Origin of the sequence: Mesorhizobium sp. M0018 (assembly GCF_040323955.1) — a bacterium.
In the GTDB taxonomy this organism is placed as follows: Bacteria; Pseudomonadota; Alphaproteobacteria; order Rhizobiales; family Rhizobiaceae; genus Mesorhizobium.
This window is the reverse complement of sequence record NZ_JAMYVL010000001.1, coordinates 442895-464927: the sequence shown is the minus strand read 5'-3', so window position 1 is coordinate 464927 and position 22033 is coordinate 442895. Positions and strand designations below refer to the sequence as shown.

The 22033-nt window shown below is 62.3% G+C and carries 23 protein-coding genes and 1 pseudogene; 11 read left to right on the top strand and 13 right to left on the bottom strand.

The genetic code is table 11. The features are described 5' to 3' along the window. From tnpB to NKJ81_RS02210, 8 genes are all read right to left on the bottom strand, one after another. Nucleotides 1-301, bottom strand: a 301-nt coding sequence (gene tnpB / locus NKJ81_RS02245; protein ID WP_352539473.1) for an IS66 family insertion sequence element accessory protein TnpB, incomplete at its 3' end; no start/stop codon positions are given. After that, on the bottom strand, nt 298-651 hold the full coding sequence (gene tnpA / locus NKJ81_RS02240; protein ID WP_031239744.1) for an IS66-like element accessory protein TnpA: 354 nt from the start codon (nt 649-651) through the stop codon (nt 298-300). The genes tnpA and tnpB, both read right to left, overlap by 4 nt. Nucleotides 652-1374: 723 nt before the next feature. After that, complete coding sequence (locus tag NKJ81_RS02235) at nt 1375-1881, bottom strand: L-2-amino-thiazoline-4-carboxylic acid hydrolase (RefSeq protein ID WP_352474855.1); 507 nt, start codon at nt 1879-1881, stop codon at nt 1375-1377. Then, the gene (locus tag NKJ81_RS02230; RefSeq protein WP_352539472.1) at nt 1878-2669 is read right to left on the bottom strand and encodes an ATP-binding cassette domain-containing protein; all 792 of its coding nucleotides are present in this window, start codon (nt 2667-2669) and stop codon (nt 1878-1880) included. The genes NKJ81_RS02235 and NKJ81_RS02230 overlap by 4 nt, the downstream gene beginning before the upstream one ends. Continuing rightward, a complete protein-coding gene (locus NKJ81_RS02225; RefSeq protein WP_352539471.1) occupies nt 2666-3493 on the bottom strand; it encodes an ABC transporter ATP-binding protein in 828 nt (275 codons plus the stop codon). Before NKJ81_RS02225 ends, NKJ81_RS02230 begins: the two co-directional genes overlap by 4 nt. After that, entirely contained in the window at nt 3490-4320 is an 831-nt protein-coding gene (locus NKJ81_RS02220) for an ABC transporter permease (protein WP_352539470.1), read from the bottom strand. Before NKJ81_RS02220 ends, NKJ81_RS02225 begins: the two co-directional genes overlap by 4 nt. Then, nucleotides 4317-5303: an ABC transporter permease gene (locus NKJ81_RS02215; protein ID WP_352491792.1), complete on the bottom strand. Its 987-nt coding sequence runs from the start codon at nt 5301-5303 to the stop codon at nt 4317-4319. The genes NKJ81_RS02220 and NKJ81_RS02215 overlap by 4 nt, the downstream gene beginning before the upstream one ends. Before the next feature lie 273 nt (nt 5304-5576). Continuing rightward, complete coding sequence (locus NKJ81_RS02210) at nt 5577-7187, bottom strand: ABC transporter substrate-binding protein (protein WP_352474860.1); 1611 nt, start codon at nt 7185-7187, stop codon at nt 5577-5579. A gap of 366 nt (nt 7188-7553) precedes the next feature. Here NKJ81_RS02210 and NKJ81_RS02205 point away from each other — a divergent pair, with 366 nt between their 5' ends. Together NKJ81_RS02205 and NKJ81_RS02200 are read left to right on the top strand one after the other, a co-directional pair. Next, nucleotides 7554-8759, top strand: coding sequence for a M24 family metallopeptidase (locus NKJ81_RS02205; RefSeq protein WP_352539469.1), 1206 nt, complete (start codon nt 7554-7556; stop codon nt 8757-8759). A 62-nt stretch (nt 8760-8821) separates the two neighbouring features. Then, nucleotides 8822-9172, top strand: a complete 351-nt coding sequence (locus tag NKJ81_RS02200; RefSeq protein ID WP_352539468.1) for a hypothetical protein — start codon at nt 8822-8824, stop codon at nt 9170-9172. Between the two features lie 253 nt (nt 9173-9425). On the opposite strand, the gene NKJ81_RS02195 is transcribed toward NKJ81_RS02200, so the two are convergent. Genes NKJ81_RS02195 through NKJ81_RS02185 form a run of 3 tightly spaced genes read right to left on the bottom strand, consistent with a single transcriptional unit; the run spans nt 9426 to nt 11916 of the window. Further along, complete coding sequence (locus NKJ81_RS02195) at nt 9426-9842, bottom strand: cupin domain-containing protein (protein ID WP_352539467.1); 417 nt, start codon at nt 9840-9842, stop codon at nt 9426-9428. 26 nt (nt 9843-9868) lie between these two features. Next, on the bottom strand, nt 9869-10708 hold the full coding sequence (locus NKJ81_RS02190) for a phosphoenolpyruvate hydrolase family protein (protein ID WP_352474864.1): 840 nt from the start codon (nt 10706-10708) through the stop codon (nt 9869-9871). Between the two features lie 11 nt (nt 10709-10719). Then, a complete protein-coding gene (locus tag NKJ81_RS02185) occupies nt 10720-11916 on the bottom strand; it encodes a Tm-1-like ATP-binding domain-containing protein (RefSeq protein ID WP_352539466.1) in 1197 nt (398 codons plus the stop codon). 109 nt (nt 11917-12025) lie between these two features. Between NKJ81_RS02185 and NKJ81_RS02180 the strand changes: the two genes are divergently transcribed. The 8 genes from NKJ81_RS02180 to NKJ81_RS02145 all read left to right on the top strand — a co-directional run bounded on the left by NKJ81_RS02180 (nt 12026) and on the right by NKJ81_RS02145 (nt 19287). Then, nucleotides 12026-12721 (top strand): TetR/AcrR family transcriptional regulator, encoded by a 696-nt coding sequence (locus NKJ81_RS02180; RefSeq protein WP_502904266.1) that lies wholly within the window; start codon nt 12026-12028, stop codon nt 12719-12721. Between the two features lie 359 nt (nt 12722-13080). Further along, nucleotides 13081-14397: an ABC transporter substrate-binding protein gene (locus NKJ81_RS02175; RefSeq protein WP_352448404.1), complete on the top strand. Its 1317-nt coding sequence runs from the start codon at nt 13081-13083 to the stop codon at nt 14395-14397. 74 nt (nt 14398-14471) lie between these two features. Next, a complete protein-coding gene (locus NKJ81_RS02170) occupies nt 14472-15377 on the top strand; it encodes a carbohydrate ABC transporter permease (protein ID WP_254816733.1) in 906 nt (301 codons plus the stop codon). 1 nt (nt 15378) lies between these two features. Beyond that, a complete protein-coding gene (locus NKJ81_RS02165; protein ID WP_292661213.1) occupies nt 15379-16338 on the top strand; it encodes a carbohydrate ABC transporter permease in 960 nt (319 codons plus the stop codon). Then, nucleotides 16335-16556, top strand: a complete 222-nt coding sequence (locus tag NKJ81_RS02160) for a hypothetical protein (protein WP_023675179.1) — start codon at nt 16335-16337, stop codon at nt 16554-16556. Before NKJ81_RS02165 ends, NKJ81_RS02160 begins: the two co-directional genes overlap by 4 nt. Next, nucleotides 16553-17656, top strand: coding sequence for an ABC transporter ATP-binding protein (locus NKJ81_RS02155; protein ID WP_352539465.1), 1104 nt, complete (start codon nt 16553-16555; stop codon nt 17654-17656). Before NKJ81_RS02160 ends, NKJ81_RS02155 begins: the two co-directional genes overlap by 4 nt. Continuing rightward, nucleotides 17656-18759: an ABC transporter ATP-binding protein gene (locus tag NKJ81_RS02150; protein WP_352539464.1), complete on the top strand. Its 1104-nt coding sequence runs from the start codon at nt 17656-17658 to the stop codon at nt 18757-18759. The genes NKJ81_RS02155 and NKJ81_RS02150 overlap by 1 nt, the downstream gene beginning before the upstream one ends. 246 nt (nt 18760-19005) lie before the next feature. Further along, nucleotides 19006-19287, top strand: a complete 282-nt coding sequence (locus tag NKJ81_RS02145) for a hypothetical protein (protein ID WP_352474067.1) — start codon at nt 19006-19008, stop codon at nt 19285-19287. Nucleotides 19288-19299: 12 nt separating this feature from the next. On the opposite strand, the gene NKJ81_RS02140 is transcribed toward NKJ81_RS02145, so the two are convergent. Continuing rightward, nucleotides 19300-20280: an AraC family transcriptional regulator gene (locus NKJ81_RS02140; protein WP_352539463.1), complete on the bottom strand. Its 981-nt coding sequence runs from the start codon at nt 20278-20280 to the stop codon at nt 19300-19302. Between the two features lie 91 nt (nt 20281-20371). Between NKJ81_RS02140 and NKJ81_RS02135 the strand changes: the two are divergent. Next, nucleotides 20372-21594: pseudogene (locus NKJ81_RS02135) on the top strand (MFS transporter). Here NKJ81_RS02135 and NKJ81_RS02130 read toward each other — a convergent pair. Next, nucleotides 21591-21938, bottom strand: coding sequence for a GFA family protein (locus NKJ81_RS02130; RefSeq protein WP_023675184.1), 348 nt, complete (start codon nt 21936-21938; stop codon nt 21591-21593). The pseudogene NKJ81_RS02135 and the gene NKJ81_RS02130 sit on opposite strands and share 4 nt — an antisense overlap. Nucleotides 21939-22033: the final 95 nt, after the last annotated feature.

Sequence of the window (22033 nt, the reverse complement as noted above, 5' to 3'; positions counted from 1 at the left end):
CGATCCCGTCGAGCATGTAGGCGAGCTGCGCCGGTGATATGGAAACCGTGCCGTCCGCCGGCGACGGCCATAGAAACCGGCCCTTCTCGAGCCGTTTTGCATACAGCGACATGCCGAGCCCATCATGCCAGATAATCTTGATCAGATTGCCGCTGCGGCCGCGGAAGACATAAATATCGCCGGCATGCGGGTCCCGGCCCAGCGTCTCCTGAACCTGCAGAGCGAGGCCTTGCATCCCGCGACGCATATCGGTCCGGCCGACCGCCAACCAGATCCGCACCTGGCTCGGAACCGGGATCATGAAACGCCCAGCGCCTTCACCATCGCTGCCGCCAGTGTTGGCGGCGTGGTCAGCGGAATCCGCAGCCGCACCTTGCCGGCGACCTCCAGCTCGATCACCGCTGGGGATGCCGCCGGCCGCGAAACGGCGACAGGCTCATCGGGAGCCACGACAACTTCGGCAAAGCCCGTCTCGCGGGCTCTCACCGTGCGGCGCCACTTATAGATCAGGCTGGTCGCGACATCGTACTGACGCGCTACCGCCGCCACTGTGGCCCCGGGCGCGAATGCCGCGGCCAGTATCCGGCACTGATCCTCTTCACGCCAACGACGACGACGCTCAGGCCCGGTCAATAACGTCACATGGCTCATGCTGTGCTGCTAACTTCGCTCGTAAGGGCGACCTTAAGAGCGCAGCCTCGCTACCGTGCCGTCCTCTCGCAAGGCGGCCTTCGCCGGAGGGTATCATTTTTCGCGTATGTGCTCCGATCCACCTCTCATACGTCGGGCGAATGGCCGATCGGGATTTACGACGCGCCAAAAGGGCGCGCTGCCGTCTTGACTGATAGGCACCAGGTGCCGCCGCACAGTCACTGGGCAGCAGGCGTCTGCTCCGTATTTTGCCGCGAGCTTACGTCGTAACTCTGCAAGGTCCGAAAAGTGGCCAGGTCGTGCAGCCCGGAGTTCGTCAGCGACCATTTTCTCGGTTGGGATCAGCATGCTCTGCGTAAGGGTCTTGCCTTTGCGTCGCGTTTTGACCACCGGCAATTCGCTCATAGTTCACCTCCAGGAACTCCCCTACAGAAGACGAACAAGGATGCCGCAATCCGACAGAATCTCGGATTGATTTGATTGCCGTGGCTCGAGGCCACAACCATGAACCCACAAAGACGTCTCCGGCCGGACACTTAGCAACCCGGACACTTAGCAACGAAGCCGACACAGCGGGACACCGAGGCAGATCCTGTCCGCACGAATTCCTTGCAATGCACACATCAAAATTCCCGCTTGCCTTATGGCGCCGGGGTGTTTGGCTCCGTGCTGCCCAACGGAACGGAACTCCACTTCTTCGCCGACACGGCTCGAGCTGCAGCTCTAACCGGCATCGCGGTTGGTCAAGGCGATGTGGCAGCAGCCGGAACCGTGGCCCGCCGTCCAGGTGACGTTGTCGAAGCGCACTCCGGTGGCCTCGAACAGGCCGCGATCGAAGGCGCCGGCGATGCGGCAGAGCGTGGCGAGCTTCTCGTCGTCGATGCCGGCTTCGACCCAGGCGTCCTTCAGCGGGCAGCGCCTGACCCTGAAGGCGATGCGGTCCGGGCCGCGTTCGACATCGGTCGGATACATGCGGCCGCCATCCGGGCTGACGGCCAGGAACGCCTCGCCAATCGCCGGTGCGTCGTTGGGGCCGAAATCGGCGAAGGCCGCCGCCGCAACCTCCCTGCCTCGCCGTTCGATGGTGCGGATCATGATCGCCTCAGCCTTTTCCGCGCCAACTTCCGCGGTCAGCTCGTCGAGCAACAGACGATAGAGATCGGCACGGTTGCGGAAGGCGGAATCGAGTTCGCGCGACAGTTTTTCGGCTCTGGCTTCGGCGTCGGTCATGATGCGTCCTGTTCGATCCTCGAAAGTCTTGGCGCTGCCGCCACCAGCGCCTTGCCGATCGCGGATTGCGGCGCGTCGATGACGGTGCGGGCATCGCCGCGCTCGGCAATCCGCCCGCCGTCCAGAATGGCGATGCGGTGGGCGATGGCACGGACGACGCCGAGATCGTGCGAAATGAACAGATAGGCGATGCGCTCCTCGCGTTGAAGGTCGAGCAGCAGCCGCAGGATCTGCGCGCGAACCGAAACGTCGAGCGCCGACACGGCCTCGTCGAGCACGACCAGCGACGGTTTCGTGGCGATGGCGCGGGCGATTGCAACGCGCTGGCGTTGGCCGCCGGAAATTTCGTGAATGGCGCGGCCGGCGAGACCGGGGCTGAGGCCGACGCGTTCCAGCAGAGCTGCAATACGGCGCGGGCGCTCGGGGCCAGAGGCAATGTGATGGATGCGCAAGGGGTCGTCGAGCACACGCGCGACTGTGGCGCGTGGGTTCAAGGCGGCGAGCGGATCCTGAAACACCATCTGAAGACGAGTGCGCCGGCCGCGCAAGGCAGCGCCGTTCAGCGACAGGAAATCGCTGCCTTCAAATTCGATACGGCCGGTATCGAATTCGATGAGCCGGAGCACTAGACGAGCTATCGTCGACTTGCCGCTGCCGGAAGGTCCGGCCAGCGCCAGCGTCTCGCCGGGGTCGATGTGGAAGGAGACGTCGTCGACCGCGGCGATGGTCTTGCCGCCGCGACTGTATCGTTTGGTCAGGCCGGAAACGGCGAGCAGTGGGTCGGTCATGTTCGCCGCAACAGCGGCTCGGCGTCGAGGCCGAGATGAGCGTCAAGCAGCACACGAGTGTATGCGTGCCGCGGGGCATTGACGATTTGGGCTGTCGAATCGAGCTCGAGCAGCTCGCCATGCCGGAACACCGCTATGCGCTCTGCAAGCTCAGCGGCCAGCGCAATGTCGTGGCTGATGAACAGCAGCGTCATACCGTCCTCGGCCACCAGTCGCCGGATCAGCCCGACAATCTCGGCCTGCACGATGGTGTCCAGCGCACTGGTCGCCTCGTCGGCGATCAGCAGTTTCGGCCCGGCCGCAATCGCTGCGGCGATCGCCACGCGCTGCTTCTGGCCGCCGGAGAGCTGATGTGGAAAGGCACGCAAAGCGACATCGGGGTCGGGCAGACGGACGCGTTCGAGCAGGGTTTTTGCCTTGGCATAGGCGTCTCGCCAACTGAGGCCGAGATGGGTGTAGGCGACTTCCGCGATCTGCTTGCCGATTGGCATCACCGGATCGAGACTTGCGGATGGGTCCTGGAAAATAAAGCCGATGTCACGGCCACCGATTGGAGCATGGTCGCGAAGACCGGCAGGTGCCTTGGCACCAAACATTGGTGGCGGGCGCAAGAGCCAATCGATACGGCCTTCGATCTTGGCAGTGGCCGGCAGCAGCCCGGCAATAGCCAGCGCCAGCGTGCTCTTGCCGGAACCGCTCTCGCCGATGATGGCAAAGCGCTCGCCGGCGGGGATGTCGAGGCTGACATTCTTTAGCGCCGCCACCTCGGCGCCGTCGCGGCGATAGGTCACCGTCAGACTGCGAATCGAAGCAAGCGCCGTCACGACAGGCTCCTCCTCATCGCCGTGGTCTCGACGACGCCTTCGCCGGTGAGATAGACGCCGAGCACGGTCAGCACGAGCGCTACGCCCGGAATGATCGACAGGAAGGGCGCGGTGCGCAGCACGGCGCGGCCTTCGGCGATCATGCCGCCCCAGGTTACGCGGTTGGGGTCGCCAAGGCCGAGGAAGGACAATGCCGCTTCGGTGAGAATCGCCGCGGCGACGATCACTGACGACAATGCCATTATCGGCGGCAGCGCATTGGGGAGCACCTCGCGAAAGGCGATCTCCAGCGGATGCATGCCGATGACGCGGGCGCCCGCAACAAAATCGCGCTCGCGGATCGACAGCACTTCAGCGCGCGCCACGCGTGCCGGTCCGGTCCAGGCGCCCAGCGCGATCGCAGCGACGACGACGCCGAGCGACGGCCCGACGATGCTGACGAAAGCCAAAGCCAGCAGAAAGGCTGGGACGGTCTGGAAAGCGTCGGTGATGCGCATCAGCATCTCGTCGACAAGACCGCCGGCAAAGCCGGCCAACGTGCCGATCACGGCACCGACGGCAAGGGCGGCGGCGGCTGCTGCCAGCCCGACCGCCAGCGAGGTGCGGGCGCCATGGAAGAGCTCGGCAAGCACGTCACGGCCGAGGCGGTCGGTGCCGAGTGGCAACGACCAGTCCTGGAACGGCGGCAGCAACGCCGGCCCGGCAATCGCCTGCGGATCGCCGGGAAAGAACAAAGGTGCGGCAAGCGCCATGGCAAACAGCGCCGCCAGGATGACCGCGCCGGCGATCGCTTCCGGGGTCCGGAGAAAGCGGCGAAGCGGGCTCACGCGCCGGCCTCACTGGCGCCGACGCGCGGATCGAGGAAGGCGTAGGCGATGTCGACGAGAAGGTTGATGATGACGACCAGGACGGCGCTGACGAGAATGATGCCGAGCAGTAGTGGGGTATCCCGCGCGGCCACCGCTTCCTGCGCCAGCCGGCCAAGGCCTGGCACGGAAAAGACGCTTTCGATGACAACGCTGCCGCCCAGCATTTGCGCGGATTGCAGGCCGAACATGGTGACCAGCGGCAACAGCGCGTTACGGGCGACGTGAGCGAGCACGATGCGACGGCGGGAAAGTCCCCTGGCACGGGCGGCCAGCACAAAGTCCTGTCGCCACACCTCGGCCATGCCGGCGCGCATCATGCGCAGATAGAGCGCGAGATAAATGAAGCCGAGCGCCGAAACCGGCAGGACGAGATGGCGGGCGATGTCGGCGGCGCGATCGAGGCCGCTCTTGGCCGAGGCGATACTCTCGATGCCGCCGATCGGAAACCAGCGCAGGTCGACGGCGAAGACAATGATCAGCACAAGCCCGAGCCAGAAGCCCGGCACGGCATAGAGCGCCAGCGAACCGATGGACAGGAAACGATCGCGGAAGCTGCCGGGACTGGCGCCGACATAGATGCCGAGAGCCGAGCCGAGGCCGAAGGAGAGCGCCGTGGCGCTCCCCATCAACAGCAGCGTGTTGGGCAGGCGCTCGAGGATGACATCGCGGATCGGCCGCGAAAAGCTGACCGATTGGCCGAGATCGAGATGCAGCAGCGCCCAAAGGTAATTGGCGAGCCGCGTCAGCTCCGACTGGTCGAGCCCCCAGCGGTGACGCAACAGCTCGATCATGCCGGCGTCGCCGCCAGTCGAGACGATGTAGGCATCGACCGCGTCGCCGGGAGCGGCTTCGAGCAACAGGAACGTGCCGATGACGACAATCAGCAGCACGAAGATGCTGCCGACGAGACGGCGGCGAAGGAGGATGACGGCGCGGGTCATGGCGCAACGCCGATAGGAGAGCCAAGTCTTCCGTGCCGCGCTTTACGGCGCCCCCCTCTGTCCTGCCGGACATCTCCCCCACAAGGAGGGAGATTGGCAGTTTCGGCGATGCCGGCCGTCTTGCAACGCTGGAGATTGGCGAAAGCGACAATGACAGCCGATCTCCCCCCTCGTGGGGGAGATGTCCGGCAGGACAGAGGGGGGCGCGAAGGAACTCTCATAGCCGAAGCTGAGCACCCACATAGGCGATGTGCAAGCCTTGAGCCGACCTGCCTAAGCCTCCAGCCAAGTGTCCGCCCAGTTCGATACCGCCCAGCGCGGGTTGTTGGCGATGTTGTTGACCGTATCGCGGGCGACGCTGATGAAACTCCATTCGGCGACGTTGATCAGCGGCAGGTCGGCGGCAACTTTTCTCTGGAACTCCTTGTAGAGTTCGGTGCGGGCGGCGGTGTCGAGCGTCTCCGATGCCTTGGCGATCAGGGCGTCGAGATCGGCATTCTTGTAGCCACCCTGGTTGGAGAAGGGCACGCCGTCGGGAATACCGCTCTGCACCAGGATGGTGGTCGAGATCGCCGGATCGCCGCGGAACACCGGCGGCCCGACCGCAAGGTCGAAGGCGTGGTCGGTGTAAACCGCCTTGATGTGCGCGGCAGAGTCGTTGTTGACCAGCTGGGCGTCGATGCCAATGACGGCGAGCGCCTGGCGCAGATAGTCGCCGAACTGCTTGGTTTCGTTGAAGTAAGGCGCCGGCAGCAATCTCAATGAAAAGCGCTTGCCGTCATCGCCCCGGCTGTAGCCGGCCTCGTCAAGCAAGGCATTGGCCTTGGCGACGTCGAAAGCGTAGGTCGGCACGTCGGCGGTGTAGAATTGCGGGTCGTTTTTCGGCACCGGGCCAGTGGCGGTGGCGGCATAGCCAAGGAATACCGTCTCGACGACGAAATCCTTGTCGATGGCGTGAGCGATCGCCTGGCGTACTTTCAGGTCGGCCAACTCCTTGCGGCGATGATTGATCTCGACGACGAGCTGGTAGGTCAGCCCTTCATAACCCTTGGTGATCACCTTGAGACCGGGCACTTTGGAGATGCGGTCGAGATCGGCCAGGGGCACGGCGGAGAAGGCGGCGAGCTGGATCTCTTCGGCTTCCAGGGCGCTGGCCGCCGACGTGCGGTCCGGCAGCACCTGATAGATGATCTCGTCGAGATAGGGCTCGTCCTTGCCCCAATAGTCGGTGTTCTTCTCCAGCCGGTAATATTCGCCGGGCTTGTGTTCGGCAAATTTGAACGGTCCGGTGCCGACCGGGGCGTTGTTGGCCGGGTTGTCCTCGATCTTTCCGGTCTCGTAGATGTGCTTGGGCACCACGCTGCTCAGCGCCGGCAAGGCGTTGCGGATCAGCTGGAACGGTGTCGGCTTGGCGAATTTGAACACGGCGGTGGTTTCGTCCGGCGTGTCGACGGCCTCCAGATCCTTGAACACGGTGCGGCCGAGATTCTGCAGCGGCTTCCAGACCTGCAGCGCCGAGAAGGCGACATCGGCTGAGGTGAATGGCTTCCCATCATGCCATTTGACGCCCTCGCGCAGTTTGAACGTCAGCGACAGGCCGTCGGCGGCACCTTCCCAGCTGAGCGCCAGCCGCGGATCGAGCCCGTCCTTGCCGCCGAAGGAGGCCTCGGCCAAGGTTTCCACGATCTTGCTCGAGATGAAGAAGACGCCGTTCGAGGCGACAATCGCCGGATTGAGATTGCGCGGCTCGGAATCGGCGGCGACAACCAGTCGTCCGCCCTTTCTCGGCGTCTGCGCCGAGCCGATCGTCGGCATGGCGGTGGAGGCCAACAGCAACGCCGAACCGGCCAGCATTGTACGTCTGGAAATGGTGAACTCTGGCATGATCGAACTCCGTCCTCTCCGCGGACCCAGCCGGGTCCGCCGTACCCCTCGGACGCTCGTAAGCATCCTGCAAAGCTGATTATGGGCCTTGTGCGGGGTTTCGCCAAAGACGGAATTGGCGCATCTCTACGTGGCTTTGAAATTTCCGTCCGCTGGACCAGTTGTACAGAAAACGGTTCGACGCGCGGTTCTAGCAGGACCAGGCTGGGGTAAAGTGCAGCAGGTGGAGCAGCTTTTGGGGCTGGTTCGCCCGTTCTGGCTGGACCAGATCGGGCAAAATGATGCAGATTTAAGCATAGCCGAGGTTCAGAGCCGGAAAAGCCGGTGCCGGCGAGCGGCCGGCTAAGGGATTTCAGGGAGAGAGACATGAACATTGCCCCAGGCAAGAATGCCGTCGGCAGCGTGCCGTTCGACCAGGCCAGGGTGGACGGGCTGATGGAGGAGGCCGGCATCGACGTGCTGCTCGCCACCTCCAAGCACAACACGCAATATCTGCTTGGCGGCTACAAGTTCATCTTCTTCGCCGCCATGGATGCAATCGGCCACAGCCGTTATCTGCCTTTCGTCGTCTATGAGAAAGGTGGGCCGGAGCATGCCGCCTACATCGGCAACCGCATGGAAGGCGGCGAGCACCAGAATCATCCATTCTGGACGCCGACACTGCATGCCGCCTGCTGGGGTACGCTCGATGCCGCCAATCTGGCGGTCGAGCATTTGCGAAAGATCACCAAGGGCAATGCCCGCATCGGCATCGAGCCCGCCTTCCTGCCGTCCGACGCCTATATGCTGATCCGCAACGCGCTGCCGGATGCCAAGCTGATCGATGCGACTGATATGCTGGAGCGCATGCGGGCAATCAAAACCGAGGCGGAGCTGGAAAAGCTGCGCATCGCTTCGGAGCTGATCACCGATTCCATGCTGGCGACCATCGGCTGGGCACGCGAAGGCACGACAAAGAGCGAGATCATCGAACATCTCAGGCGCGAGGAGACCAATCGCGGCGCGCATTTCGAATATTGCCTGTTGACGCTAGGCTCCAGCCACAACCGCGCAGCCTCGCCGCAGGCGTGGAAACGGGGCGAAGTGATGTCGATCGATTCCGGCGGCAACTACCACGGCTATATCGGCGATCTTTGCCGCATGGGCGTGCTGGGCGACCCTGACGCCGAACTCGAGGATCTGCTGGCCGAGATCGAGACAGTGCAGCAGGCGGCCTTCTCCAAGGTCAAGGCGGGCACGCTGGGCGGTGACATGATTTCTCATGCCGAAGGCGTTCTGAAGAAATCCAAGGTTGCGGCCTATACTGATTTTTTCGCGCATGGCATGGGGCTGATCACGCATGAAGCGCCGTTCCTGATGACCAACCATCCGGTGACATATGAAGGCACCTATGCCGCAAAGCCGCTGGAGAAGAACATGGTGCTTTCGGTCGAGACGACCATGCTCCACCCGACGCGCGGCTTCATCAAGCTGGAGGATACGGTGGCGGTGACCGATGCCGGCTACGTCATGTTCGGCGATCGGGGCCGGGGCTGGAACAGGGGCGGGGGCGGCTTAGGCGCTGGTACCTAGCCCGTTCTTGAGATTACCTCGTTCGAGCAAACAATTGGTCACACCAGCGAGCATTTGCCGATATGGAACGCGAACTGCCCAAGCAGGTCTTTATCGACGGGTGCGAGCAGATCTCCATGGAGTTCGAACCGATTGCGTTCCGCTTTGCGAAAACCGGTCCTCATGCGAGTCGTCGGGCCGGCGACTGGGCATTCAAAATCTCCTTTCAATCAAACTATCTGAACGTCGGCGGCGAGTACGTCGAACTCGTCGTGCATGCGTCGGTCTACAGCAAGGCAATAAAGGAGTGGGACGGCGGACATGGAACATCGCAAACCCGCATACCCGCCAGGCTGAAATCGCGAACATCGTTGCCAACATCCAAACGACTGTCCTGCCGCTCTTCGAACGTTTCGACGTTCCGCGCAAACTAGCCGAACAGGTCGCATGTTCTGAAGTTCCGGGCTTCATGTTCCCTGAAAATGCTGTTCGATTTGTACTCTGGCAGCTTGGTCCGGAGGCAGCGGAAAACTGTTTGTCCTACTGGGTGGCGCGCTTACCTTCGCCGGATGCTTTCCGATCAGAGCGCGATGTCCCCACTTTGCCGGATAGGCTCGCTCTGGGAAGCGATACTAACAACCTAGCAAGGGTCGCTCGTGCGATGAAGATTGGCCTCAGCCTGTGACATTATCTGCCCGGCGGGATCAACCTGAAATCCGGCAACTCCCGCAATGCCAGTTCCGGCCCTGCCGGCGAATAGACGACGAAAAGCTGCATGGCCGCATCGCCGGTATTGAGCGTCGAGTGGAAGCGGCTTTCCGGCACATAGATGGTGCAGCCGGGGCCGACTTTCTCGACGACCGGGTTGCCTTTCTCGTCTTCGACCATCTGCTCGCCATTGCCTGAGATGACAAAGATGATCTCCTCCGCACCCGGATGGTTATGACGCGTATGGCCTTTGCCTGACGGTAGGTCGACGACACCACCGGAAAATCGCTTTGCGCCGTTCACTTCGGGAGCGACCGTCAGCGACAGCCTGCCCCAGTCGAAGCCGAAGGCGCTGACGTCTTTTGGATATACGAATACCTTGCTGTTCTCCGTCATCGTTCCACCCTTCTGTTTGCTGGTCTCTACGCAGCGCCGAACGTGACCGCCTTGAAATCCGCCGTCTGCCTGGCGATTGAGGCTTCCGCCGGCAGCCGCTCCATCGAACTGGCGCCATAGAACCCGTGCAGGCCCTTGCAGCGCTCGAGAACATATCTGGCGTCGTCCGGCATCGAGATCGGCCCGCCATGGCAAAGCAGGATCATATCCTCGCGCACTGAGCGTGCCGCTTTGGCGATGGCGTCGATCTCGCTCACACAGTCGTCCAGCGATTTAGCCGATGTCGCGCCAATCGAGCCGCCGGTGGTCACCCCCATATGGGCGACGACGATGTCGGCGCCAGCTGTTGTCATGGCGCGCGCCTCGTCTGCGTTGAAGACATAGGGCGTGGTCAACAGGTCGAGTTTGTGAGCCTCGGCGATCATGTCGACCTCGAGCCCGAAGCCCATGCCGGTTTCTTCAAAACTCTGCCGCATCTGGCCGTCGAACAGGCCGATAGTCGGAAAGTTCTGCACACCGGAAAAACCCATCGTCTTCAACTCGGCCAAAAGCAGCGGCATGATGACGAAGGGATCGGTGCCGTTGACGCCGGCCAGCACCGGCGTCTTCTTCACTACCGGCAGCACTTCGTAGGCCATTTCCTTGACGATCTCGTTGGCGTTGCCATAGGCGAGCAGGCCGGCGGCCGAGCCGCGCCCGGCCATGCGGTAGCGGCCCGAATTGTAGATGATGATCAGGTCGATGCCGCCGGCTTCCTCTGCCTTGGCCGACAGGCCGGTGCCGGCACCGCCGCCGACGATCGGCACGCCGTCCGCGATCATCTTGCGGAATTTCTCCAGGATTTTCTTGCGCGGTATGGCGGCCATGTCTTGGTGTCTCACTGTCTGGCGATGTCGAGGAAGGCCGTTGTGGCAGCCCAGGCGAATTCGGGGTCGTTGATATGAAGCGGCAAACGCAGCACGCGCCGCGTTTTGGCGGGTTTGATGGTACGCTCGATCGCCTCGAACAAAGCGGCATCGGCTTCAGGGTCGAAGAAGGCGCCGCCTTCAATGTCGAGCGCCGACACGCCTTTCTCCGGAATGAGGAAACGAACCGGACCCTGGCAGAGGCTCAGCCTTGTACCGATCCATTCGCCGATCGTTCTGCTTTCGTCGGCAGTGGTGCGCATCAGTGTGACGTTTGGATTGTGCTCATAGAACAGCCGGCCGCGATAGCGTTCCGGAATTGTCGGCGGCGCCCAGAAATTGACCATGTCGAGAGCGCCGACCGAGCCGACATAAGGCAGCCCGGTGCGGGCGATGGCGCCAAAGCGATCTTCGGTCGCCGGCAGCACGCCGCCAAACAGCAAGTCGCAGACTTCGGTCGTTGTGATGTCGATGACGCCGGACAACAGGCCGCTGTCGGCCAATTTTTCCATGGTGCGGCCGCCGGTGCCGGTGGCATGAAAGACCATGCAGTCATAAGTCGAACGAAGCTCATCGGCGATCGCGGTCACGCATGGCGTGGTGACGCCGAACATGGTGAGGCCGACGGACGGTTTGCCGTCGGGCGGCGGCGCCGGCTTTGTCGCCATGCCTGATATCGCCTGGGCGGCATTGTGCAGCACGACACGCGAAAGCCGGTTGAGGCCGGCCATGTCGGTCACCGACGGCATCATGACGATGTCAGAGACGTCGACGTAAGGCGCGGTGTCACCCGAGGCCAACGTCGAAACCATGATCTTGGGCAGACCGAGCGGCAGCGTGCGCATGCCTGCGGTGATGATCGAGGTGCCGCCACCGCCGCCAATGCCGATAATCCCGGCAATATCGTTGCGCGACTGGACAAACCGGGCAAAGGCGGCAGCCATCGCCGCCACCGCGGTGCCGCGATCGTCGACGCCGAGCACGGCATTGCGACCCTCGGAATGGTGGCTGGCGACCTCGTCCGCCGAAACATCGACCGGCACGGTCGCGCCGCGTGTTCCGATGTCGACACGGGCAATCGAAGCGCCGGTAGCCGCGACCGCATCGGCCAGAAATGCGAGTTCCTCGCCCTTGGTGTCGGCGGTGCCCACCACATAGATGCGCTTCATCGCGTTTCCCCGGTCTTGGGCGTGTTCGGCGCAGCCGCCCCTTTTTGCCCGGCCGTTCGACGGCGCCAAGGGCCATTGCAATTTTTTGAGACACGCGTATCGTATTGACATGAATGTCTCACGTCAACAAGCGGCAATGGACGACGATGCCAGCCAAGGGCCGAACCCCCAGGTAGAGCGCGGGGCCCGCGCGCGCACCAGGCGTCTCATGCTGGAGACGGCGACAATGCTGATGCAGGCGGGCGCCACGCCCTCCGTCAGCGAGGTGGCGGAGGCAGCGGAGGTCTCGCGCGCCACCGCCTATCGGTATTTTCCGAGCCAAGCGGCGTTGGTGCAGGCGGTGGTCGATGAGGGGCTTGGGCCGATCCTTACGTGGAAATCGAGCTCTGCCGATCCCGAGCGCCGGGTCGCCGAGCTGTTCGAGACCGCCATGCCGCGCATCGAGGTCTTCGAAGCGACGTTCAAGGCGGCGCTGAAACTGTCGCTCGACCAGTGGGCGCAGCGACAGGCAGGCACGCTTGACGGCGAACCTGCCTTCACGCGCGGCCATCGCGTCGATCTTTTGAAAGATGCGATCGCGCCACTCAAAGGCCGGTTGCCGCCGCGCGAATTCAAGCGGCTCGCGCAGGCGCTGTCATTGATCTTCGGTGTTGAGGTGCTGATCGTTTTAAAGGATATATGGGGATTGGATAGCCGCAGTATGATGTCGGTTGCGCAATGGGCGGCCGGCGCTCTTGTGCGCGCGGCTATGACCGAATCGATGATTGAAGGAGATGGGATCGCGCCGACGACCGCCGTGAGATGACGCCAATCTGGTTCGACCAGATTTTCAACCTGGCTATTCATGCTACTAGCGATGCAGCGGCCCAAGTAAGGCATTCATGTATCAAGGAGTAGGAAAATTCAGGGAAAAACAGGCAGATATCGCAGAAGCCAACTTGTCTGCGTGTCCGCCACCGTCCAAGAAAGGGCTTGACGTTCCTCTTAAATTGGTAATACCAGATCAGGACAAATAAAGCGGATCAAAGGTGAAGGCTGAGATCCGTTTCGGTCGAGCGAGGAGGCTCAAAAACCGGAACGGTGCCGTCACGGGAGGACTACCAGGGCCGGCCTCGCCGCCGGCTCGCATGACGCGGTAGAATGCGCACAAGGGAGGAAATCATTATGCGCAAGACAATGACCAGCTTGCTTGCTGGTATCGGCCTAGTGCTCGCCTGCGGAACGTCCGTCTACGCGCAGGAAAAGGAACTTACAATCTTCTGGGCGGAATGGGATCCGGCCAATTACCTGCAGGAACTCGGGAACGAGTACGAGAAGGAGACCGGCGTCAAGATCACGGTGGAAACCACACCGTGGCCCGACTTCCAGACCAAGGCCTTCACCGAGTTCAACGCCCATGGCGACGCCTACGATATGGTCGTCGGCGACTCGCAATGGCTTGGTGCTGGCTCGACCGGTGGCCACTATGTCGACCTGACCGACTTCTTCAACAAGCACAAGGTCGGTGAAGTGATGGCACCGGCCACGGTGAAATACTATGCCGAATATCCGGGCGGCAGCAGCAAGTACTGGGCCATTCCGCTCGAAGGCGACGCCGTCGGCTGGTCCTATCGCAAGGACTGGTTCGAAGACCCCAAGGAAAAGGAAGCCTTCAAGGCCAAGTATGGCTACGATCTCGACGTGCCGAAGGATTTCAAGGCGCTACGCGACATCGCCGAATTCTTCTACCGGCCGGACCAGAAAAAATACGGCATCGCCATCTACACCGACAATTCTTATGACGCGATGGCGATGGGCTTCGAAAACGCGCTGTTCTCCTTTGGCGGCGAGCTGGGTGACTATAAGACCTACAAGGTCGATGGCTTCATCAACTCCGACAAGGCGATCGCGGCGCTCGACGCCTACAAGGAACTCTACAAGTTCACGCCTCCGGGCTGGGCCAAGTCGTTCTTCGTCGAGGACAACCAGGCGATCACTGAAAACCTGGCCGCGATGAGCATGAACTACTTCGCGTTCTTCCCCTCGTTGATCAACGAGGCGTCGAACCCGAACGCCAAGAACACCGGCTTCTTCGCCAATCCAGCCGGACCTGGCGGCGACCAGTTCGCCGCACTCGGCGGTCAGGGCATCTCCATCGTTTCCTACTCGCAGAAGCAGGAAGAGGCGACGAAGTTCCTGGAATGGTTCATCAAGGACGAGACCCAGAAGAAATGGGCAGCGCTTGGCGGCTACACCTGCAGTGCCGCCGTGCTCAAGTCGCCCGAATTCCAGAACGCCACGCCCTACAACAAGGCGTTCTACGAGACCATGTTCAAGGTCAAGGACTTCTGGGCGGTTCCGGAATACGCTGAACTGCTGCAGCAGCTTAACCAGCGCATCTATCCTTACATGATCGGCGGCGAAGGCACCGCCAAGGAGACGCTGGACGCACTGGCAGCCGACTGGAACGCGACCTTCAAGAAATACGGCCGCGGCCAATAAGTATGAAGTTTCACGGAGGGGGCGTTCGTGCCTCCTCCGTTTCTTTTTCTGATTTTTGAACCGGGAGCAGGGTCTTGGCGACCACGATGATCACCACGCTGGACAGGTCCTCGCGGGCCGCCGCTCGCGGTCTAAGCGACATTTCGATCCGCAATCTCTTCATCATCCCGACGATCCTGTTTCTGATCGTCTTTAACATCTTCCCGCTGATCTATTCGCTGGGCTATTCGTTCACCGATTTCCGCGCCTCGACCAGCGCGGCGGCGAATTTCGTCGGGCTGCAAAACTATCGCGACCTGCTCAGCGATCCCTATGTCTGGTCCAACTTCGCCATCACCGCAAAATACGTCATCATCTCGGTCGCCGGCCAGCTGCTCGTCGGCTTCGGCGTGGCCATGCTGCTCAATCGCGACATTCCGCTCAAGGGCCTGCTGACGACGCTCCTGTTGTTGCCGATGATGCTGTCGATGGCCGTCGTCGGCCTGTTCTGGAAGCTGCTCTACGATCCGTCCTTCGGCATCATCAATTATGCGCTCGGCCTCGGCACCTTCGAATGGCTGTCGAACCCGAAAATGGCGCTCTATGCGGTTGCGCTGACCGACATCTGGATGTGGTCGCCCTTCGTCATGCTGTTGTCGCTGGCCGGCCTGTCGGCCGTGCCCAAGCATCTCTACGAGGCAGCCGCGATCGACAGGGCCGGACCGTTCTACACCTTCTTCCGCATAACGCTGCCGCTGGTTGCGCCGATCCTGATGATCGCGGTCATCTTCCGCACCATGGAGGCGTTCAAGACCTTCGACCTCGCCTACATCCTGACCAGCCAGCCGACGGCCGAGCTGATCTCGATCCGGCTCTACAAGATGGCGTTCCAGGAATGGCAGACCGGGCGTTCCTGCGCGCTCGCCTACATCGTGCTGATCATGGTGCTGGCGATCACCAACATCTATGTCAAATACCTCAACAAGGTGAAGGAGCGCTGAGATGGCCGCAGTCCGCACTTCTTCCGAAATCACCTTCAACCGGGTCGCCATCGTCGCTGTCCTGCTGGTGACGATCATCTTCCTGGCGCCGATCTACTGGATCGCCTCGACGGCGTTCAAGCCGCGCAACCTCGCCACCACCATTCCGCCGACGGTGGTTTTCCAGCCGGAGATATCGCCCTTCGTCAAGTTGTTTACCAAGCGTTCGCAGCTGCGCAGCCCGCCGTCGCCGGAGGAGTACGCGGCTGCGCCGTGGTGGGAGCGCGTCGTCTTCAATGGGGGCGAAAAGATCGTGCGCGACGGCAAGGGCCAGGTGCAGTGGTCGGGCTATCCGAGCCGTTTCATGAACTCACTGATCGTTGCCATAACCTCGACCGTCCTAGCCGTCGGCATGGGCACCTTCACCGCCTATGGGTTCTCGCGCTTCAAGGTAAAAGGCGAGGCGGACCTACTGTTCTTCATCCTGTCGACACGCATGCTGCCGCCGGTGGTCGTCGCCATTCCGATGTTCCTGATGTACCGGGCGGTCGGCCTCAACGATTCCCATATCGGCCTGATCATCCTTTACACCGCCTTCAACCTGTCCTTCTCGGTGTGGCTGATGAAAGGCTTCATGGACGAGATCCCCAAGGAGTATGAGGAGGCGGCCCTCGTCGACGGCTATACGCGCATGGAGGCCTTCTTCAAGATCGTGCTGCCCGAGGCCGCCACCGGCATCGCCGCCACCGCCGTGTTCTGCTTTATCACGGCGTGGAACGAATATGCCTTCGCACTGATCATGACCAGCCGCCGTGCCCAGACAGCACCGCCCTTCATCCCCAGCCAGGTCGGTTCCGGCCTGCCGGACTGGACGGTGATTGCCGCCGGAACCTTCCTGTTCCTGCTGCCGGTCGCGATCTTCACCTTCCTGCTCCGCAACCACCTGTTGCGCGGCATGTCGTTTGGAGCGATCCGCAAATGAGCTTTCGCGACATCAACCAGAAATATCTCGAACCGGGCAGCCAGGTGCTGATGGTGCTCGGTATCATCGCGCTCTGCCAGCCGTGGAACATGCTGCTGCACAGCTATGGCGTGACTATCATCCTGATCGGCCTGATCGGCTTCAACATCACCTCCAAGATCGCGCCGGAGGAGAAGGCCGGCACCGGGCAAGGGGCAAATCCGGGGGCACAGCATTGACCCAGATCGAGCTTCGAGGCATCCAGAAATATTTCGGCGCCGTCCAGGTCATCAAAGACCTCAACCTGAAGATCGACGACAACGAGTTCATCGTGCTGCTCGGCCAGTCGGGCTGCGGGAAGACGACGACGCTCAGGGCGATTGCCGGGCTGGAGACGATCGACGGCGGTGACATCCTCATCGACGGCAAGCCGGTCCAGCACCTCAAGGCCGCCGATCGCGATATCGCCATGGTCTTCCAGTCGTTCTCGCTCTATCCGCATATGAGCGTCTATGAGAACATCGCCTTTCCGCTCAGGGCGACGCGCAAGAGCAAGGCGGAGATCGACAGCGAGGTGCGCTCGGTCGCCAAGACGCTGCAGATCAGCGATCTCCTCGCCAAGAAACCGTCGGCGCTGTCGGGCGGCGACATGCAGCGCGTGGCGATCGGCCGAGCCTTGGTGCGGCGGCCGAAGGCGATGCTGATGGACGAGCCGATCGGGGCGCTCGATGCCAAGCTGCGCGAGGAGATGCGGGCCGAGATCAAGCGGCTGCACATCAAGCAGGGCTCGACCAGCATCTACGTCACCCACGACCAGATCGAGGCGATGAGCCTCGCCGACCGCATCGTCATCATGCATGAAGGTGTGCTGCAGCAGGTTGGCTCGCCGGACGAGGTCTATTCGCATCCGGCGAACCTTTTCGTCGCGCAATTTGTAGGCAGCCCGGTGATGAACGTCGCCGACGCTTCGGTGACCGAGAAAGCCTCGTCGGCCTCGGTCACCGTCGGCGATGCGGCCGCCGGTTTCGAATTCCCGCGCGCCTTGCTGTCGAAGCTCAACGGCCATGCCGGCGGCCAACTCGCGCTCGGCATCCGGCCGGAAGGCGTCCTCGTCCGCCGCGAAGCAGCCGAAGGGTTCTTGCCGGTGGAGACGCAGATCGTCGAGCCGCTCGGCTCCTTCGACATCGTCGACCTCAAGGTCGGCTCCAAGATGCTGCGTGCGCGCACCAAGAGCGGCTTCATCGGCGGCCCCGGCGAAAGAGTCTTCGTCAGAATCGATCCCGGCCAGGCGCATTTCTTCGACACGGCGAGCGGCAAATCGCTGGGAGTGAGACTCTGATGGCCCACATCCAGCTCAAGAACATCTCGAAGAAATTCGGCAACCACACCGCCTTGACCGGGCTCGATCTCGACATCGCCGATGGCGAGTTCTTCGTCCTGCTCGGCGAGACCGGCGCCGGCAAGACGACGACGCTGCGCATGATTGCCGGCCTGGAAAAACCGAGCGAAGGTCAGGTCTTGATCGACGGCGTCGATGTCGCCGATTGGGGCGCGGCGGAGCGCGACGTGGCGCTGGTGCTGCAGCAATATTCACTCTACCCGCGCTATACCGTACGCCAGAACCTCGAATTTCCGCTGAAGCCGAAAATCCGCCGGCTGCCCGATGCCGAGATCAAGGATCGCGTCGACCGCGCGGCCAGGACGCTGCGGATCGAGCATCTGCTCGACCGCAAGACCGACAGGCTTTCAGGCGGCGAGATGCAGCGCGTCTCGATCGGCCGCGCCATCGTGCGCAAGCCGAGGGTATTCCTGATGGATGAGCCGTTGTCGGCGCTCGACGCCAAATTGCGCGAAGCGCTGCGCACCGAATTGAAGAACCTGCAGATGCAGCTTGGCGCCACCTTCCTGTTCGTGACGCACGATCAGATCGAGGCGATGTCGATGGGTGACAAGGTCGGCGTGCTCAACCATGGCCGCATCGTCCAGACCGGCACGCCGAACGAGATCTACAACAATCCGCGCGACACCTACGTGGCAAGCTTCGTCGGCTCGCCGCCGATGAACCTCATCGACGGCAAGCTTGTCAACGGACGTGCGGTGATGGCACCGCTGAATTTCGAATTGCCGTTTTCGGGGGGTGCCAAGACTTCGGGGGGGCTAAAGACGGGCGCGGCGACCGACGGTCGCCCGCTCGTCTTCGGAATTCGCCCTGAAGACGTCTATCTCGAGACCGGCGCGCCGGTCGAGGCGCGGGTCCACGATGTCGAGAACCATGGCGTCGAAAAGATCCTGACGCTGCGGGTCGGCGACACCATGCTGCGCGCCACCGTGCCGGCCAGGACCGACGTGCAGATAGAGCAGCCGGTGCGCTTTGCCTGGAACCCGGACAAGGTGGTGCTGTTCGACAAGGGCAGCGGAATAAGCCTGCGTCACGCCGGCTAAGTACAAGCCTCTTTGCTGCAGCTAGAACGGATGCGTTCAAATCGAGCCGTGCATACCGCTCTAAACCATGTGTTTTAGCCGCATTTGTGCGACGTCGAGTGATTCCCTTGGCTGCTAAATGCTCGAGTCTTCCCGTCATCCCCCATACGGGGGATGCGGATGCTCCGATTTGTCAAATAGGCTGATCCTTTGGTCCCAAACGGGCTTTGCAAGCCCAATTTGGAGGCCCAAAACGGAGGGTTGGCTATGGGAACTCTATTTCGCGGTTTTGCGACGATCCTACTCGTCGCCGGTATGGGATTGTCGGCGGCGCATCTGGGCGAGGCGCAGGCAGCCAAGAAAGTTGTCGCCGGCGCGAAGGTCGACGCCAAGAAGATCAAGGATCTCAACGGCACGGTCAATCTGTCCACCAGCGACTGCAAGCTGTTGTTGAGCGGCACCGTCGTGGAAGTCTCGGATGGCAGGTGCGGGGCTTCCGGTAAATATTGCAAGAGCAGCGCCGGCTCGGCCTGCATCACCGAGCAATAACCCGGCCAACGTTTAGCCGGCCTGGCGGATATCAGCCTGTTCCTCGGCCCGGAAATGGCTAGGCGGCGATCCGATGACCCGTTTGAAGGCGCGGCTGAAGGAGGCGTCGGATTCGTAGCCGAGACGAGCCGCGACGACGGAAATCTTGAGCCGGTCGCGGACCAGCCATTGCCTCGCCTGGTGCATCCGCACCTGCGTGACGTACTTTGCCGGTGTTTCGCCGACAATGGTTGCGAAGCGCTCGGCGAAACCTGATCGCGAGGCACCCATCATCTTCGCCAGAGCTTCCACCGTCCAGTCGCGGTTCGGTTCCAGATGGATCGCGGCCAGCACCCGGCCGATCTCGCGGTCCCTGACCGCCGCAATCCAACCGGAAGAGTCGCCGCAGCCGCGCTCGACCCATGAGCGGATGACGGTCGCGGCGAGCACATCGGCCAGCCGCGCCAGGATGCCGCCGGAGCCGACGCGCTCCATCATCACCTCGCGGGCCATCGCTTCCAGCAAATGCGGGATACCTGGCTCATAGGCCTCCAACTCATGTGCGCGCATCACGTCCGGCATCATGCCGAGCAAGGGGTGCAAGCCATCGAGATTGAAATACATGCTGCCGAAAAACAGCAAGGTCCCCGGACGGCAGCCGGGCATGCCGTCATTCGACATGCAATAGACACCCTTGCAGATTTCCTCGACCTCATAGCCGTGGATCGGCGCCGCCTCGGTACCCGGCTCGCTCGCCAGCGTGTGGGCTGAGCCGCGCGGCAACAATACCGCGTCGCCAGCCTTCAGTTCCACCCATTCGCCGGACGGCTGCAGCAACCAGCAGCCTTTGCGGCCGATGAAATGAAACCGTGCCGCCGCCTGAGCCGGAAAATGGATGCCCCAGGGTTCCTTCATCTCGCAACGGCCGTAATCGACGCCTTCGAGGCGCAATCCGCGCAATATGTCTGTCAGCGGATCACCGGTGACGGGGATTTTGGACGAACGGTCAAGCATAATGGTGTTTCTAGCATGGAAACTCCAGACAGTCACTCCCTATGTTGCACTGCAGCCAGATGCTGCGCTGCAACCAGATCGGAGATCCCTCATGACCGAACCCGCGACAGGCGTCATGGACGCCGTTCTCGACCCATCGGAAACCGGCGAACGATCCGAGCCCGCATGGGGGGCAGTGGTCTCCCTGGCGCTCGGAGTCTTCGGCCTGGTGACCGCGGAATTTCTGCCTGCCAGCCTGCTGACGCCGCTTGCGCAGGATCTCGGCATCACCGAAGGCGCCGCCGGGCAGGCGGTAACGGCAACCGCCGTCATTGGCGCGATTGCGGCGCCGACCATGGCCATTGTCACCAAGCGGCTGGACCGCAGGTTGGTCATGTGGGCGCTGACGGTGCTGCTTGTGCTGTCAAACCTGGTGGCCGCGTTTGCGTCCTCGCTTCCCGTTCTTCTGATTGCCCGCATCATGCTCGGGATCAGTCTTGGCGGCTTCTGGTCGATGTCGGCAGCCATGGCATGCGGCTCGTTCCGATGCGGCTGATGCCGCGCGCCATGTCGATCATTCTCACCGGCGTTTCGGTGGCGACGGTCTGCGCGGCTCCGGTCGGCGCCTATGTCGGCGACATCTGGGGCTGGCGGACGGCGTTCATGATCGCCGCCGTGGTCGGAGCGCTGGCGCTGCTGGTGCAGGTGGCTACCATTCCGAAGCTGCAGCCTGCAGGTACGGCAGGTTTTCGCACGCTGCTGGAGGTGATGAAGCGGCCGATGATCAGGGTGGCACTGCTGGTGGTACTACTGGTCGCCTCGGGACATTTTGCCGGCTTCACCTATGTCCTCCCGTTTCTCGAGAAGGTGCCCGCGCTGGACATCGAGACGATCTCGCTTGTGCTGCTCGCCTACGGCATTGGTGGCTTCTTCGGCAATTTTGCCGGCGGCTTCATTGCCGAACGCAGCCTCAAGGCAGCCGTCAGCCTGGCGCCCCTGCTGATCGCGTTTTCGGCGCTCCTGCTGCTGGTGGTCGGAGGTTCACCCGTCGTGGCTGCAATAGCAGTGGCCAGCTGGGGCTTTGCCTTCGGCGCCGTCCCAGTCGGGCTGCAGACCTGGCTGGTGCGGGCCGCCCCCGATCAGGCGGAAAGCGCCGGTGGGCTCATGGTTATGACGTTCCAGGTCGCCATTGCGTTGGGCGCCGTCTTCGGCGGCCTGCTTGTCGACAATACCGGCGTTGCCACCGCCTTCGCCTATTGCGCGGCGGCGACGTTGCTTGCGGCACTGGCGGCGTTCTTCCTTGGCCCCAAGCCGATCGACGACCCCAAGGCCTAAACGGAACGGCCGTCGAAGTCGAAGACCGGCACGGCGGCGACGTCCAACGCCTCGATGCAATTAATATTGATATAGGCACTTCGCCCGCTCCCTTCGCCGACATCCTCGGCGAAGGGGTGAATGCCGCAGCTGCGGCAGAAGCGGTGGGCGATGACATGGTTGCCGAAGCTGTAGCGGCCGAGATCATCGCCCCAGGCAAGCACCCGCATGCTCTCATGCGGAACTGCCCATAGCAGTGCACCCTTGCGCGAGCAGATCGAGCAATTGCACCGAACGGCTCCGGTCAGCTCGCCTTCGACCTCGAACGCGACCTTGCCGCAGTGGCAGCTGCCTTGGTAGAGCATCGCGCCTTCCTCCTTCGGTTCGACAGGTGCAAATCCGACCGTGCCGGGCTATGTCTCCTGCGGCCAGTTTCTGGCTGCTACCTTAAGACGTTGCA